This window comes from Gemmata obscuriglobus, from assembly GCF_008065095.1.
Classification (GTDB): Bacteria; Planctomycetota; Planctomycetia; order Gemmatales; family Gemmataceae; genus Gemmata; species Gemmata obscuriglobus.
In genome coordinates, this window is the sequence record NZ_CP042911.1 from 498,818 (window position 1) to 514,973 (window position 16,156).

The 16,156-nt window shown below is 67.1% G+C and carries 12 protein-coding genes; 6 read left to right on the plus strand and 6 right to left on the minus strand.

Annotated elements, in window-relative coordinates:
- Window positions 1-99: 99 nt before the first annotated feature.
- The 3 genes from GobsT_RS02175 to GobsT_RS02185 are packed head-to-tail and all read right to left on the minus strand — an operon-like array spanning window position 100 to window position 3,574.
- On the minus strand, window positions 100-2,079 hold the full coding sequence (locus GobsT_RS02175; protein ID WP_010042465.1) for a helix-hairpin-helix domain-containing protein: 1,980 nt from the start codon (window positions 2,077-2,079) through the stop codon (window positions 100-102).
- Entirely contained in the window at window positions 2,076-2,828 is a 753-nt protein-coding gene (locus tag GobsT_RS02180; protein ID WP_010042463.1) for a PP2C family serine/threonine-protein phosphatase, read from the minus strand. Before GobsT_RS02180 ends, GobsT_RS02175 begins: the two co-directional genes overlap by 4 nt.
- Window positions 2,825-3,574 carry a vWA domain-containing protein gene (locus GobsT_RS02185; RefSeq protein ID WP_010042461.1) on the minus strand — a complete coding sequence of 250 codons (750 nt, stop codon included), beginning with the start codon at window positions 3,572-3,574 and terminating at the stop codon, window positions 2,825-2,827. Before GobsT_RS02185 ends, GobsT_RS02180 begins: the two co-directional genes overlap by 4 nt.
- A 1,063-nt stretch (window positions 3,575-4,637) precedes the next feature.
- Here GobsT_RS02185 and GobsT_RS02190 point away from each other — a divergent pair.
- Entirely contained in the window at window positions 4,638-5,726 is a 1,089-nt protein-coding gene (locus tag GobsT_RS02190; protein WP_029601002.1) for a hypothetical protein, read from the plus strand.
- A 248-nt stretch (window positions 5,727-5,974) separates the two neighbouring features.
- Here the strand turns inward: GobsT_RS02190 and GobsT_RS02195 are convergent, their stop codons facing one another.
- The 3 genes from GobsT_RS02195 to GobsT_RS02205 form a co-directional block, all read right to left on the minus strand.
- Entirely contained in the window at window positions 5,975-6,337 is a 363-nt protein-coding gene (locus GobsT_RS02195; RefSeq protein ID WP_148087580.1) for a hypothetical protein, read from the minus strand.
- A 41-nt stretch (window positions 6,338-6,378) separates the two neighbouring features.
- Window positions 6,379-6,567, minus strand: a complete 189-nt coding sequence (locus tag GobsT_RS02200; protein ID WP_010042458.1) for a hypothetical protein — start codon at window positions 6,565-6,567, stop codon at window positions 6,379-6,381.
- A gap of 269 nt (window positions 6,568-6,836) precedes the next feature.
- Window positions 6,837-8,000, minus strand: a complete 1,164-nt coding sequence (locus GobsT_RS02205; protein ID WP_010042455.1) for an aldose epimerase family protein — start codon at window positions 7,998-8,000, stop codon at window positions 6,837-6,839.
- 132 nt (window positions 8,001-8,132) lie between these two features.
- Between GobsT_RS02205 and GobsT_RS02210 the strand changes: the two genes are divergently transcribed.
- From GobsT_RS02210 to GobsT_RS02230, 5 genes are all read left to right on the plus strand, one after another.
- Complete coding sequence (locus GobsT_RS02210) at window positions 8,133-9,869, plus strand: RNA polymerase sigma factor (protein WP_010042453.1); 1,737 nt, start codon at window positions 8,133-8,135, stop codon at window positions 9,867-9,869.
- Between the two features lie 83 nt (window positions 9,870-9,952).
- Window positions 9,953-11,914, plus strand: coding sequence for a YjhG/YagF family D-xylonate dehydratase (locus GobsT_RS02215; protein WP_029601188.1), 1,962 nt, complete (start codon window positions 9,953-9,955; stop codon window positions 11,912-11,914).
- Window positions 11,911-12,576, plus strand: coding sequence for a hypothetical protein (locus tag GobsT_RS39275; RefSeq protein WP_010047278.1), 666 nt, complete (start codon window positions 11,911-11,913; stop codon window positions 12,574-12,576). Before GobsT_RS02215 ends, GobsT_RS39275 begins: the two co-directional genes overlap by 4 nt.
- A gap of 29 nt (window positions 12,577-12,605) precedes the next feature.
- Window positions 12,606-13,202 carry a Uma2 family endonuclease gene (locus GobsT_RS02225; protein ID WP_010047276.1) on the plus strand — a complete coding sequence of 199 codons (597 nt, stop codon included), beginning with the start codon at window positions 12,606-12,608 and terminating at the stop codon, window positions 13,200-13,202.
- A gap of 243 nt (window positions 13,203-13,445) precedes the next feature.
- Complete coding sequence (locus GobsT_RS02230; RefSeq protein ID WP_010047273.1) at window positions 13,446-16,154, plus strand: PAS domain-containing hybrid sensor histidine kinase/response regulator; 2,709 nt, start codon at window positions 13,446-13,448, stop codon at window positions 16,152-16,154.
- The last annotated feature ends 2 nt before the right edge of the window (window positions 16,155-16,156 follow it).

Below are 16,156 nucleotides of genomic sequence, written 5' to 3' on the forward strand. Positions count from 1 at the left end.
GGTTGGCCGCTTTCCGTGCGCGGCGCCTCCGCTGTGGTTGAAATGTTGTTGCCAGGCGACAACGGGCCGGCGCGAGGGGCGCTATTTTGAGGCGGGCCGTCAGCGGGCGCCGACGGCCCGGAAGTTCGCTCGCGCCTGATCGAACGCCGCGACCGCCCGGGCCAGGCCGGGCGCCAACTTCTCGACCGCCTGTCGGCAGGCCGGGGCGAGCGCCCCGAGTTCGCCGAGCCGGCGCTCCAGTTCGGCCAGGGCCTGCTGCTGGCGGGCGCGATATTTCACGACCAGCGCCTGTTGCTCGGCCGGAGACGTGGCGCCCCGCGGGTCGAACCGGAACGCCCGCAGCACCTCGTTCTTCCAGGCCATGACGTTGTTCGTCAGGGCGTCCCCGAACCCTTTGATCCCGCGCACCCGGTCCCACTCCACGTCGGCCGCCGTCACGACCCCGGCGGCGGCCAGGGTCTGTTTTCGCCCCGCCCCGATCTTCGGGATTTCGGCGTCCGCGAGCGGGTGGAGTTGGAGGTGCCGGCGGAGCGCCGCCGCTTCCGCGTGTGCGGCCAGTTGTCGCACCTCCCCTTGATACTGCGACGCCAGGGCGCGGCACTCGTCGACGAGGCGCCGGACGCGGCGGTCCCCGTCCGCGTGATCGCGCTGGTACGCGCGGACCCGCCGGCGCCACTTGTCTTCGAGGTCTGCGAGGTCGTCGCTCGCGTGCCGGTACGCCGCGCGGCGGCGGCGGTACTCCTGCCGCCACGGCGACCGCGCGACCAGCACCGCCAGCCACCCGCCGAACGCCAGCGCACCCAAAAGGGCGATGACGCACATGAACTCGCGGACCAGCCCCAGCGGCATCGCCAGCGCGCACAGTGCGGCCGCGCCGCCGACGATCCGCGTCACGTTCCGGTGCTCGTCGAGCCCCTCCGGGAGCGGGTCCGGCGCGGGGGCGGCCGGCGGGGCGAACCGGGCGCGGTCGTAGCGGAACTCGGCCGGTTGGGTGCGGCCCAACCGCTCCAGCACGTCCCGCAACTTCTCCTCATCGACCTCGAAAGTGCCCGAAGTGCCGCCGGCGCCGAAGAAGTACTCCGGCCCGCCCCGGGCCGCCAGCCGGCACCACACGCACCCGCCAACGGCCCCGCGCCAGTACCGGTGCCCCGGGTCGGCCGCGCAGAGCACGGATTCCTGTTCGAGGGCCTGGAGCGCGGGCACCCACTCGGCGGCGCTGGGGCGCCCCCCGGCCTCGCTCCCGCGCTCGAACGCCCGGCAGAACAGGTTCCCGAGGTCGGGCGGGATGTCGGCGAAGGTCGGCGTGTGCGGCGGCGGCGCCATTCCCCAGGTGTGCGCCCGCGGCCCCTGGGCGAACTTGAACCCGGCGATCAGTTCCTCGAACGACGGGTCGTCCGGCCCGGTGTACACCCCGGCGTAGGGGTGCCGGCCGACGAACAGGAGCTGATAAATCAGCACCGCCAGCCCGAACCGGTCGTGGTTCTCGGTCCGCACCAGCCCGCGCAGGTGCTGGCCCTGTAACTCCGGCGGGGTGTAGTGCGGGGTGCCCACGTCGCACAGGTACGACGCGCCGCCGGCGCGCACCTGGAACGAGTCGCAATCGATCAGCCCGATGCGGGCGTCCGGCAGCACCAGCGCGTTGCTCTGGTTCACGTCGCACACCAGGCACCCGGCCTTGTGCACCTCGTCGAACGCGGCCGCCAAGTTCCGCGCGGCGGCGACCTGAAAGGTCCAGCCGGCGCGCGGGAACGCCTTGAGCCGCATGACCGGGTTGTAGAGCTGCTGGACCGGGTGGCCGTTCGACACGCGCGGCATGACGAACCCGGCCGCGGCGCGGGTCCGCGCGTCGAACAGCACCGCGGTCGGCCACGCGGTCATTTGCTTGAGCGCCGGGCTGGCGAGCGCGACCATCGCGGCCAGCTTCTCGCCGCGCCGCGGGTCGCCCGGCTTGAGGTACACTTTCGCGACCTGGGCGGGGTCGTTGGGCAGGGCGAACACGGCCCCCTCGCCGCCCGACGCGAGGTGCGCGGCGAGCGGGAACGGGCGCCCCTGGGCGTCGATCAGTGCGGGTGGGGTCATGGGCGGCGGGCGGCTAGTACGAGCGTCTTGTCGTCGTCGGTGCGCTCGTTCACGCGGGCGGAGTTGAGGAACTGACGCAGCGGCTCGAACAGGGCTTCGGTGTCGGGCTCGGTCCGGAGCCGCCGGAACAGCGGTGTGAAGAACCCGGCGTGCGGGGCGCGGGCGGCGAAATCCAGTGCCAGGCGCTGGAGCCCGTCTGTCAGTGCGGCGAGTTCGGTCACCCGGTCGGCGACCACCTCGGTCCGGATCGCGCCGGCGAACCCGTCGTCGGTCAGGAAGTCGGTGGCGTTGGCGTACTCCGCCGGTTCGGGCCAGAACACGACGCGGTACCCGTCACCCGCCCCGCACACGATCGCCCCGTCGCCGAGTTGTGCGAACGCCGCGGTCTCCGGGCCGACCAGGGCCACGAGCGCCGTCGAGGCCAACTCGCGGGGCGGCACCTCCAGGGCGTCGGCCCGCGCCAGGACGGCCGAGCGGACGGCGGCGAACAGGTCGACGAGCGCCGCCGGCGCGCACAGGTCGGCGGGCACCGCCCGCGTCACGAGGCGCACGAACTCGTCGCACACCAGTTCGGCCCCGACATCGGACCGGGACGCGCTGCCCGCGCCGTCGGCCACGGCCACGAGCAGCCAGGCGCCGCCCGGACCGCAGTGGCAGACCCGGAACGCGTCCTGACAGGGAACGCTCCGGGCCGCGTGGGAGGTGCCGGGGGCGCTTTCGCCGAGGGTCCGCCAAATCGGGTCGGTCACAGGCTGGCCCACCCGGCCGGCGGCGCCAGTTTGACCTGCTCCTCCTGGCCCGGGTTGGAGTGGGACACGCTCCGCTGCGACTGCGACAGCCAGAGGAACATCTCCTTGAAGCTGTACCCCTTGAGGTGCAACGGCTGGCGAACGGAGATCTGCTTCAGCCGGTCCATGTTCGCCCCCTCCACGCCCACGGCGAAGAACGCGAACTGCTTCTTTTCCTCCCCCTCGCGCACGCGGGCCGCCGCGGCCTCCCACGCGTCGGTGGGTTCGCCGTCGGTGATCAAGAAGATCCACGGGCGGTAGAAGTGGAGCCCGTTCTGCCGGTACTCGCGCTTGCGCTCGGTGACCGCGTCGATCGCCTTCAGGATCGCCGCGCCCATCGGCGTTTCGCCGTTCGCGGTCAGAACGGGCGGGGTGAACTGCGATGTCGTCACGAACGGGGTGACGGTCCGGACCGTGTCGCCGAACGTGACGACGGACACCTCGACGCGCTGGGCCGCGAGCGGGTCGTTCGTCACGTCCGCCTGGTACACGCGCAGGCCCTCGTTGACCAAATCGATCCGGGTCGTGCCGCCGGAAACGACCCGGTACGTCTTCCCGTCAACCTGGGCGGTGCGTCCCAGGTCGCGGCCGGTGCCGCTCACCACTTCCGCCATCGACCCGGAGGTGTCGATGAGCAGCACGCACGGGCACCGCGGTTCCGGGTTGGTCGCCAGGGCGACATCACTGAACGGGATTTGTTCGGCCACGAGCGACCCCCGAACGGCTTTGAGCGGCGTTCTGCCTCGGACGAGTATATTCACACCTCGCCGCGGCGGGCAGTCGCGGGCGGTCGGCGGCCCGTCACCGTTCTGCCGGCCGTCAGGGCCGGACCGACTTCACGGCGGCGTTGCCGAACCAGACGACTCGGTAGTTTTGGTCCAGGGGGTCGAGGCCGCACGCACGCTGCTGGGGGCAGCTAAGAATTCGCGCCGACGCACTCACACGCACGCCCATCACCCGCCTCGTATCGCCTCGACGCAACGGCGCGAATTAAGCCGCCGCGCGGGCGCCGTTCCAAGTGAAATGACGCCCGGTCGGATGCCAGATCCGGCCGGGCCGACGCCGCACGCTTGATCAAACTCAAAGGGGGTTGGCACCGAGATGCAGTTAATCAACTGTGACGGCTCGGCCGACCGGCGAGGCGTGGACGTGGTCACTCCGAAGGCCCGGATCAGGGCAGCCGCCCGGTCACTCTTTCAGCTTCCAGACTTTCGCGGTCTTATCGGCCGAGCCAGTGACGGCGACAGCCGGGGGCCAGAACGGTCTCCACCAGCAGCCACGCGAGCCGTGGGAGCCGAGTGCAGGACCAGAGTGGTTGCAAGGGCCGAAAACCACTGGCACGACGAAGGCACCAGATGCGATGGTGACGCAGTCGCGTCCATCCCAAGCGAGGGTGCTGTGGTAACCCCATCGTCTGGACGAGTCGGCGCCTGTATACCTACCCTTACTCAGCCGCTCGAATACAGGAAGCCGCGCAAAGTACAGCCACAGCCGAGAATAAACCGCACGAAAACATCGGCAACGAGACCACAACCCAAAAAACGCCGGTCAGGCCCAGCGCGTCAACCCGAAAACGGGTGAACCCGCCGGCACGATCGATACCACGAGTATCGCCGACACGACCGATCGACAGCGCTCTCGTTCAAGACAGAAGGCCCGCATCTCCAAAAGGGTGTGGGCCTTTTCACACGTTAGAATCGGACCTTTTGACCCCTCGGGTAACCTCCGATACTTTACCCTGATCTTAGTACGTGCCACCTGGTAGTTCTCATGAGCGTTATGCTTTGCAACTGGGCGTTTTGGAGAATTCCGGCGATTGTCGCTTGGTTCTGTCTAGGCTTCGCTACCTGGCGGGTGTTCGCGCCCGACAGCGTCAATGTGCGATTCTTGTGGGTCGCACTCTACCCACTGTGCGTAGGCTGCGTGCACCTAATCAGTCAGAGGCTCGGCACCTTTCTGCTGTACTCAGCAAATCTGGTCTTCTTCCCAGTTCTGGCTACCGTCTGGTTGGTGCGTAAAATGCACTACCCAGCGATACTGCTTCATCGCGCGACACACTCCTACACCGCGCCAGTGTACCTAATGCTGGTAGCAATTTGCGTTATTGTGTTAACGAATTTGGATAACTTAGATCTCATCCAGGGATTTTCCCTCCTGCTTGTGGCAATCAACTTTTTTCTTGTCGTTAGCGGGGTACGATGGGCGACAAATCCAGTAAAACCCGTTAACGCTCTTACTCAACTGTTCCATGAACTGTGCGTAACGGTCAGGCGAAAGGATCCGGCCAAACACACAGCCGACGAAGTCAAAAAAGACCTGAACAACATTGTCTTGATATTTTCGTACCTCACCCCGATCCTAAGGCGGTTCGAGGCGCATGTCGTCTCCTCGATCTCATTCGGATTCATGCTTTACTTCTTGATGCTGTTCGGAGTTACAGTTGTGTCGTATGCGTCGATCTACTACGCACTCGCCGCAATTGGGGAAGAACAGTTAAAGGGACTTTCGCCGCACTTCTACGACTGTCTCCTCTACAGCGTGAGTGTCCTGACCACTTCACCGCTCGGCGGCATCGAGACAGTTTCACGGTTCGCTAAGACAATGTATTGCCTGGAGTTGCTGTCCACCGTGTCACTTGTCACGTTGTTTGTCTCAATTTTTTCGGTCGGGCTCAGCATGCAAGAGGGATCGATCAACGAAATCAAGGACCGACTCACGGCTACCGGGGCACACATGATGAACGAACTTAACGCTTCGCAGGAGGCCGTTGCCTTGCTTACAGCCCCCCCCCCGCCGACAGGCCCCGACCTTCAGAAGCCCGAAAAGAAAGTGAAGTCTTCGAGTAAGCCCAAGCCTTAACCCTGCCTGCTCGTACCAGACGTATACACCTCCCAGAACGCAGGGTTTTTGTCATCCTCCACACGGACGCGAGAGGGAATCACGATCCCCGACTCCGCTCGGACTCAAGCAAGTTACCCAAGACAGTTCGCCGTTACCGCTCGGTAAGGCCGGGGTTCAGAGGTAGCTCCCTGGCCTGAGCGCCAGGTAAAATATCGTCTCCGAACCCCGGCCTTACTGCGCGGTAACGGCGGGCTGTCAGGAACCCACTACACGAGCCGTCCACCAGTCAACCGTATCACAAACCAATCGGGCGGCGCTTTTTCCCAAACCTCTTCCCCATACAGCATGTGTTTGCCCTGTGGAGTTGAATACAAGGTTGCTTCGACCATTGCGTGCTCTTCGTCCGGTCGTCCTCTGTTCCAAACGGCTCTGCCGGTGAAGCGGCTGCCCGAGTGTTGTTTGATCACGATCAGTGTCGTCCCGTCCCCATCGGGCCAGTCGATGACGATTTCGTCATCCCGAAATATCACCCTCGGAAGTGGCTCTCCGAAACCGGAGGGGCCGCGCCCCTTGTCCCACGTGCCTCGCGCATCGTAGTGGGTTACCGATTCCCACTCTTGTTCAGCCACTGCGTTCTCCTCGTGTGCCCGAAAGGTCACGGAAAGAGTACCTACTTCCCGATGGGGGCGAGCGCCTTGTCGGTGCGGATGAAGATCCGCCCGCCCGCGATCGCCGGGGTGCCCAGCGCCTCGCCCGGGAGGTCGTTGGTCGCCAGCCCCTCGAACCCGTCCGCCTTGGCGTCCGGCACCGCGCACGAGCCGGTCTCGTTCAGCACGTACACCTTCCCGTCGGCCGCCACCGGGGACGCCCCGCGCGCCGAGCTTGAACGCGCTCGCCCCGCCGGTGGGCAGGTACAGCGTGTCGCCGTCGGAGGTGCCGGTCGTCGTCGGTTGGAGTGATCGGCGGGAACTGAGGGCCGTGTGGCATGGTCGGGGCTCCGGTTGCCGAACCGTAGCCCCCAGACCACACTGGCGCAGACCGGAAACGGATTGTCAACTCAGGACCGATGGCGTTTTGTCTTTCAAACGCCGTCGCTCCTGTTGATCCTGTCAGAAAGTGCTTTTCGTCTCACTTCGCGACGCTGAACTGGTACACCGTGGTCTGTTTGTAGGTGTCACCCGGCTTCAGCACCACGTCGGACTTGTCCTTCCATTCCGGCGTGTTGACCGAGTTGGGGAACTTCTGCGGCTCCATGCAGAACCCGTTGTACTGCTTGTACGCGACGCCCGCCTTGCCCTTGTTCGAGCCGTCGAGGAAGTTGCCGGTGTAGAACTGGAGCCCTGGCTCGGTGCTGAGCACCTCCAGCACGCGCCCGCTCTTCGGGTCCACCACCCGCGCCGCCAGTTCCGGCCGCTTCGTGGTCCCCTTGTCGAGCACGTAGTTCAGGTCGAAGCCCACCGGCTTCCCGCCGGCCTTTTCCAGGTCGGAACCGATCGTCTTGGCCTTCGTGAAGTCGAACGCGGTGCCCGCGACGGGCTCGATCTTACCCGTCGGGATGAGCGTGCCATCGGCCGGAGTGTAGTTCTTCGCGGCGATCTGCACCTCGTGCCCCTTGATGTCGCCCGCGTTGTGCCCGGCGAGGTTGAAGTAGCTGTGATGCGCCAGATTACAGATCGTCGTCTTGTTCGTAGTCGCGCGGTAATCGACTACGAGTTCGTTGTTGTCGGTCAGGGTGTAGGTGATCTCGACGGCCAGCGCCCCGGGGTAGCCCTCTTCGCCGTCCGGGCTGGTGCGCTTGAACGTCACGCTCGGGCCGGTGGCGGTGAGGGTCGCTTTGCCCTGCCACACCTTCTTGTCGAACCCCTCCTTGCCGCCGTGCAGGGTGTGCGGGTCGTTGTTCGCGAACAGCTTGTATTCCTTCCCCTCGAGCTGGAACTTCGCGTTGGCGATGCGGTTCGCGCACCGGCCGGCGTTGCTGCCGAAGTACGGGTGACCGCCGAGGTACCCTTCGAGCTTGTCGAACCCGAGCACCACGTCGGCGAACTTGCCGTCCTTGTCCGGGACGTGCAGCTCGGTGATGATCGCGCCGTAGTCGATGCACTTCAACACGAGGTTGTTTTTGTTGATGAGCGTGTACTGGGACACGCTGGTCGGCCCCTTCTTGCCGTCCTTGGGTGCCGGGAGGACGCCGTACTTGGTTTCCTCGAACGCGGGTCCGGTCTTGGCCGGCTGCGCGGTCGCGGCGGACGCGAGGCCGAGCGCGGCGAACAGGGCGGGGAGAGCGCGACGCATGACGTGTGGAACTCCTTGCGGAATCGGAACTGGCGACAATGTACCCCGGCCGGGCGTCGGGGGCCATTTTTTCGGCTGCCGTTTCGGACCGGACGGGCACTTACTGGGTGAGAGGCACACGGAGGCGGCGAAATGGCCCGGTCGGACGGCGTGGTGCAATTCATCCGCGGGACCGCGTGTGCGGACACGCCGGACGCGGAACTGGTCGAGCGGTTCGTCGCGGGCCGCGACGAGCAGGCGTTCCGCGCGCTCGTCGCTCGGTACGGGCCGACGGTGTGGGCGGTGTGCCGCAAGGTGCTCCGCGACCACCACGCCGCCGAGGACGCGTTCCAAGCGACACTGGTCGTATTCGCGCGCCGGGCCGGCACGCTCCGCGCCGGCGCCGCAGTGGGCGGTTGGCTGCACGCGGTCGCGTACCGGGTAGCGGCCCGGCTCCGGGGCACACGCCGGGTCGAAGCCGGCGCGTCCGAACCGGTCGACGAGCGCCCCGGCGCTCTCGCCGACCTGACCGTGCGCGAGGCCGAGGCCGCGCTCCACGCGGAACTCGCGGCGCTGCCGGAGCGGTACCGCGCCCCGCTGGTTCTGTGCAGCCTCGAAGGGCTGTCACGTGACGAGGCGGCGGAGCGCCTGGGGTGGCCCGCGAACCGCGTCAAACACGGCCTCGAACGCGGCCGCGAGTTGCTCCGCTCGCGCCTCGCCCGGCGCGGGCTGGCGTTCGGCATACCGCTGCTGCTGAACCTGCTCGGTCAGAACGGTGGGGCGGTTCCGCCGGCGGAACTCGTTGGAGCGGCGATCGGTTACGCAACAGGCGCGGCACCACCCAGTGCGGTCGCGGCCCTCGTGAACGGAGTGACCCGAACGATGTGGATCGCCAAATGGAAATTGCCCGTCGCGGCGTGTAGCGGGCTCGCCCTTGCGGTCGGCATACTCGCCGCCACCTTGCGCGACGGAAGTGCTCCGTCCGCAACCGTGAATCGCTCCCAAACGGTACCGGCGGATGCGCCCGAGAACACAGCACCGAAGCCCGAACCCGCGGCGACACAGGAAGAGCAGCCAAAACAGCCGTGGGATGTCGCGGCGCATTTCCTCCAACTCAGCATTGATGGCAAGGTAGAAGAAGCACTGAAAGTCGGCGGTTATTCATCACTGACCGGCCTACAGCTTGCTGCTGCCGAAGAACGCGTACGTTCAGTTAAACGATCCGGATTAACACGAGCGCGGCTTGTGGCAATTCTGATGAACGACACGCGGGTGGCGGTTGTAACTGAGAGAACCAGGCTGAATAACGCTGTGGGAGATGCGCCTGACGACGCACACGTGGCGGTTGTTATTCGACGCGAAAGAACGATCTTACCGTGGAAATCGATTGATTGGGGTTGCGAAAGCGAGAAAAATATTCTAAATTATGTCGATTCATTTATTCCTAAAAGACCCCCGGTGATATCGTGGGCAATAGGATTCGATGATGATCATACATTAAAAATTGACACGCATTCGAGGGCACCGTGGGATGTGGCCAGTGAGTTCTTGGGGCTCGTGCTCGCCGGGAAGACCGCTGGCGCTTTGAAGCTCACCGTACCGAGGTCGATTTCTGAGAACAAGGTCGGAGACATCAAGGAACGCTGGGCGGGCCGCACGGCGGTGGTTGCGGTGCTGCTCAACGATAACCAGATCGACGTTGTGTACGAGAGGCGGGGTGTCAGGATTACGCGCACCGAGACAGTGTACGCGTGCCCCGTTGTCACGCTCGCGAAATTGGAGGACGGCGGCTGGCGGGTGAATGACATCAACTGGCGCGACGGCGAGCAACTCGACGACCGAGTCAAACTGTACCTGAGCGGCCGGTACGATGCGCCCCCGAAGAAGTGACGCCGACCGGCAGGCGCAGTGTATTCTGAAGGTGTCGGGCCGCTGCGGCGGGCCGACACCTTCAACCGCTCCCGGAATCACTCATGCCGTCCGATCTCCTCGACACGCCCGAATCCGCCTACCAACTCGTTTCCACCGCCCCCGGGCCGAAAGGCGCGCTCCCGCTCACGGACGATCTGCTGCGCCACGCCCCGAGCGGCGACCTGTTCGGTTGGACCCAGAACGTCGGCATGGGCTGGAACCCGGCGCTGCTCGGCGGCAAAGAGTTCACCATCCTCAGCACCCACGGCGGGCTCCGCGCCGACGACGGCACCCCGATCGCGCTCGGGTTCCACTCGGGGCACTGGGAAGTCGGGCTCTTGGTGAAGGCCGCGGCGGAGGAGTTCGCGAAGCTGCGGTGCCTCCCCTTTGCCGGAGCGGTCACGGACCCGTGCGACGGGCGGACGCAGGGCACCACCGGGATGTTCGACAGCCTCCCGTACCGCAACGACTCCGCGCAGGTGATGCGGCGCCTGATGCGCAGCCACCCGACGCGGGCCGGCGTCATGGGCATCGCCACCTGCGACAAAGGTTTACCCGCGATGATGATGGCGCTGGCGGCGCAGCACCACCACCCCACCATTCTCGTCCCCGGCGGGGTGATGCTGGCCGGGGAAGCCGGGCACGAAGACACGGGCAAGGTGCAGACCATCGGCGCGCGGTACGCTCACGGCGAGATCACGCTGGAGCAGGCCGCGGAGGCCGGGTGCCACGCCTGTGCCTCGCCGGGCGGCGGGTGCCAGTTCCTCGGCACCGCGGCCACGTCGCAAGTGGTCGCCGAAGCACTGGGCCTGACCCTGCCACACGCGGCCCTCGCACCCTCGGGGCAGCCGATCTGGCTGGACACGGCGCGGCGGTCGGCGCGGGCGCTCGTCGAGATGTCGAACCGCGGCATCCGCACCCCCGACATCCTGACGGAAGCGGCGTTCAAGAACGCGCTGGCGGTGTTCGCGGCGTTCGGCGGGAGCACGAACCTCCTCCTGCACACCCCGGCGGTCGCGTTCCACGCCGGGGTGCGGCGCCCCACCATTGACGACTGGACCTACTTCAACCGCAAGGTGCCGCGCCTCGTCGACGCGCTCCCCAACGGCCCGATGAACCACCCGACGATGCGGGTGTTCCTCGCCGGGGGCGTTCCGGAAGTGATGCTCCACCTCCGCGCCCTCGGGCTCCTCGAACTGGACGCGCTGACCGTCAGTGGGGAACCGCTCGGCACCGTTCTCGACTGGTGGGCAACGTCCGAGCGCCGGACGCGCCTGCGCGAGCTGCTCCGGACGCGCGACGGGGTCGATCCGGACACGGTCATCATGTCGCCCGAGCAGGCCCGGCAGCGCGGCCTGACGAGCACGATCACGTTCCCGCTCGGGAACCTCGCGCCGGACGGGTGCGTCATCAAGTCCACCGCCATCGACCCGTCGGTCGTGGATGCTGACGGCGTGTACCGCAAGGTCGGCCCGGCGAAGGTGTTCATCCGCGAGAAAGACGCGATCAAGGCCATCAAGGGCGAGGGCGACCGCAAGGTGGTGCCCGGCGACGTGCTGGTGCTGTGCTGCCGCGGGCCGCTGGGCAGCGGGATGGAGGAGACGTATCAGGTCACGAGCGCGCTCAAATACCTGAAGTGGGGCAAGCAGGTCGCGGTCATCACCGACGCGCGGTTCAGCGGGGTCTCGACGGGCGCGTGCATCGGGCACGTCTCCCCGGAGGCGCTCGCGGGCGGCCCCATCGGCAAGCTGCGCGACGGCGACCTGATCCAGATCGTGATCGACCGCAACAAGCTTGAGGGAACGATCGATTTGGTCGGCAACGAGATCGGCAACTACGGGCCGCTGTGGGGCAGCGCGGAGCTGGCGGCGCGGTCCGCACGCCCGGACCTGGAGCCGGACCCGGCGCTGCCCGCAGACACGAGACTGTGGGCCGCACTCCAGCACGCGAGCGGCGGGGTGTGGGGCGGGTGCGTGTACGACCCGGGGCTGATTGCCGTGAAGCTCGCTGGAGTAAAGGCGTGACCGAGGAGATGTGGCGGACGTGGGGGCACCGCACTCACATGCGCCGCCAGTTACGGAACTGGCGGTTCTCTCCGCTCCGCTGGATCCGCTTCAACCTGGCGTGTATCGAGCGGGTCCGAGAGCTGATCGACGATGTGCGGTGCCACCGTTTCCTCCACCGGCTCGAACGCCTGAGCGGCCGAACCGCCCTCGCGGCGCTGCGGCTCGAACCGTCCGTCGAAGAATTCGGCGTCACCGCAGCCATTGGCGAGTTGTGGCGCCGGCGTGACGACCCACTCCGGGGAGCCAAAATCGCTGCGGCTCGGGCCGTCTTGACCGCCAAGCTCCACACACTCGCGACCTCCGAAATGGTTGCCCTCGCGGTCGGTCGCTGGCGCTACGGCGAGTACGAAGAACGGCGCTCGCATTGCGCATTCCTGCGCGACATTTACGGCAATCCGTTCCGGCCGGTCACCTTCTCCACCGAGTGGCGCACCGGCACCACAACTGCGATCGCGCGCCAGATGTACGAGTCGCGCGACTTCGGCGCGATGCCGATTCTCGCCGACGCCATTCAAGACGCCGGGTGCGACTCCGACGACATCCTGGCCCACTGTCGTGACCCGCAGCAGGTCCACGTGCGCGGGTGCTGGGTTGTTGATCTCGTGCTCGGCAAGGAGTGAAGGTACACTGACGGTGAGGAGGAATTCGCATGACCGCCATGCCGCCACCGGCCCCGTCGCGCCGGCCGTTTCGGTTCACCCGCGAACAGTACCTCGAACTGGGGCAGCTTGGTTATTTCGACGGAAAGCGTGTGGAACTCCTGTGCGGGGAGATCGTCGAGATGAGCCCGATAAACTGGCCGCACGCACTGTGCGTGAACCTCGTAGTTGCGGCCCTGAATCGGGCATTCCCACTTGGTTTTTGGGTCGCTTCGCAACAGCCGATTGCGATTCCCGGCACAAAACCCGCTTCACAGCCCCAACCTGATGCAATGGTCATCGCGGGCTCTCCGCGCGACTACACCGACCACCCCACCACCGCGGCACTACTCGTTGAGGTCTCCGACACGACGCTGTCCGAAGACCTGAGTACCAAAGCCGAGTTGTACGCGACCGCTAACGTGCCCGAGTACTGGGTGCTCGACATCCCGAACCGCCAGTTGCACGTCTACCGCGATCCGCAGCCGCTCCCGACCGGTCTGGGCGCCACGGCGTACCGCGCGCACCTGGTCCTCGCGCCCGCCGACACCGTTCAGCCGCTGGCCGCGCCCCGTGCGGTCGTTCGCGTGAGCGATCTGTTCCAGTGACAGAACTGGAGCCGCCCAGCCGGCACATCAATCATGGCACGAATAAAGGTCGCAGTCGCGCGCAAAACAAGACAAGATAATCCACATATTTCGACCTCATCACGAAGATCTGCCGCGGCCTAAACCCTTGTCAGTAAACAGACTAATTCCGGCCCGGCCGTTTTAATTTGGTTTCTGCCCTCTCGTTCCGGCTGGTAGAATTCCCGCGACGCGGTTCTCTCCGTACGCTCGCAGGTTCTCACCGTGCCCGACGTGAAGACCGACGACTTTCGCGCCATCCTCGACCGGCTCCCGACCCCGGTGATCGGGTTCGATCGCGGCGGCCGACACGATTTCGTCAACCCGGCCGCGTGCCGCATGATCGGTCGTTCGGCGGACCAACTGCTCGGCCGGACCCTGTGCGAGATCGGCCTGCCGCCCGACCTCGGGCCGGAACTGGACGCGAACGTCGCCCGGGTCAGGGAGTCGGGCGCGCCGTTCGCGCACACCGTCTCGCTCCCGTCCCCGGGCGGCACCGCGGTGCTCCTCGTGCATCTGGTGCCCCGGCCCGACGGCGGGGTGCTGGTCACCGCCACCGACGTCTCCGTTCAGGCCCGGGCCGAGCAGGCTCTGCGGTACAGCGAGGAGCGCTACCGGCAGACCATTGAGGCGGCGTTCGACGCGATCGTCACCACCGACCCGAAGGGCACGATCATCGGGTGGAACAGCGGCGCGGAGCGGGTGTTCGGGTACCCGGCGTCGGACGCGCTGGGGCGCGACGTGGAGCTGATCGTGCCCCCGCGGTACGCGGCCGAGCACCACGCCGCGATGGCCGCGTTCGACCCCGCGAACTCGTCCCGCATGCGGAGCCGCGTGGTCGAACTGCCGGCAATGCGTAAAGGGGGGATCGAGTTCCCGGCGGAGATCACGCTCGCCTACTGGGGCGCGGGGGCCGACCGCCGGTTCACCGCCATCGTCCGCGACATCACCGCCCGCCGCGCCGCCGAGCAGGCCCTCCGGGACAGCGAGGAGCGGCACCGGCTGCTGATCGAGAGCGTCACCGATTACGCCATTTTCATGCTCGACCCGGACGGCCGGGTGGCCACCTGGAACGCCGGCGCCCAGCGCATCAAGGGGTACACGGCCGACGAGATCGTCGGCCGGCACTTCTCGGTGTTCTACCCGCCCGAGAGCACCGCCTGCACCGAGGCCGAGCTGGAGACCGCGGCGCGGGTCGGGCGGTTCGCGGAGGAGGGGTGGCGGGTGCGCAAGGACGGGGCGCGGTTCTGGGGGCACGTGGTCATCACCGCGCTGCGCGACCCGACCGGGCGCCTCACCGGGTTCGCCAAGGTGACCCGCGACCTGACCGACCGGCGGGCCGCCGAGCAGGCCCTGCGCGACAGCGAGCAGCGGTACCGGCAGGTCGTCGAGGACCAGACGGAGACGGTGTGCCGGTTCCGCCCGGACGGCACCTTCACGTTCGTCAACGACGTGTACTGCCGCACCTTCGGGAAGCGCGCCGACGAGCTGATCGGCCGCCCCTGGCACCCGGTCGTTCACCCGGGCGACCTCGACCACGTTGAAACCGAGCTGGCCCGGATGTCGCCGGACAACCCGGTCGTGCGGATCGAGAACCGCATCGTCAACGCGGGCGGGCGGACGCGCTGGATGGAGTTCGTGAACCGCGGGTTCTATTCGCCGGCGGGCGGGCTGGTCGAGATCCAGGCGGTGGGCCGGGACGTGACCGACCGGCGGGCCGCCGAGGACGCGCGGCGCGAGCTCGAGGCCGACCTGCGGGCGAAGGAGCAGCAGCAGCGGTACGAGCGGCAGTTGCTGCAGTCGCAGAAGCTGGAGAGCCTCGGGGTGCTGGCCGGCGGCATCGCCCACGACTTCAACAACCTCCTTACCGCGGTGCTCGGGTACGCGTCGCTGAGCCGGATGCGGCTCCCCCCGAACGACCCGATCGCCGAGGACATGAAGCGGATCGAGTCCGCGGCCCAGCGCGCGGCCGAGCTGTGCCAGCAGATGCTCGCGTACGCGGGCCGCGGGCAGTTCGTCGTCCGGGCGGTGGACCTGAACGCGCTGACCCAGGAGATGACGCAACTGCTCGGGGCGGTGCTGTCGAAGAAGGCGGTGCTCAAGTACAACCTGACCATCGGGCTGCCCCAGGTGCAGGCGGACCCGACCCAGCTCCGCCAGATCGTGATGAACCTGATCACCAACGCGTCGGACGCGATCGGCCCGAAGAGCGGGGTGATCACGCTCACCACCGGCCTGATCGACGCGGACGCGCGGTATCTCACGGAGATCCAGGCGGGCGCGGAACTCGACCCCGGGCGGTACGTGTACCTGGAGGTGTCGGACACCGGGTGCGGGATGAGCGAGGAGGTGCGGGCCAAGATCTTCGACCCGTTCTTCACCACCAAGTTTACCGGCCGCGGCCTCGGGCTCGCGGCGGTGCAGGGCATCGTCCGGGCGCACAAGGGCGCGATCAAGGTGTACACGCAGTCGGGCAAGGGGACCACGTTCAAGGTGCTGCTGCCGGCACTGGACGGCACCGACCAAGAGCCCGCCCCCGCGGACGAGGCGGCCGAGCGGAACGGGCGCGGCCGCCGGCTGCTCGTGGTGGACGACGAGGAGGACGTGCGCGTGTTCACCCGCAAGGTGCTGGAGCACGCGGGGTTCGAGGTGACGGTTGCCGCCGACGGGGCGGCCGGGGTGGAGGCGTTCGCCGCCGCGCCGTACCAGTTCGCGCTGGTGCTGCTGGACCTGACCATGCCCAAAATGGGTGGGGCGGAGGCGTTTCGCGAGATGCGCCGGCACCGGTCCGGCGTGCGGGTGGTGCTCACCAGCGGGTTCGCCGCGGAAGAGGCCACCAGCGGGTTCGAGGGCAAGGGGCTGGCCGGGTTCCTGCGCAAGCCGTTTCGCACTGAGGACCTGCTGGCGATCGTGTTCGACGCCGTGGGGCCGTGAGT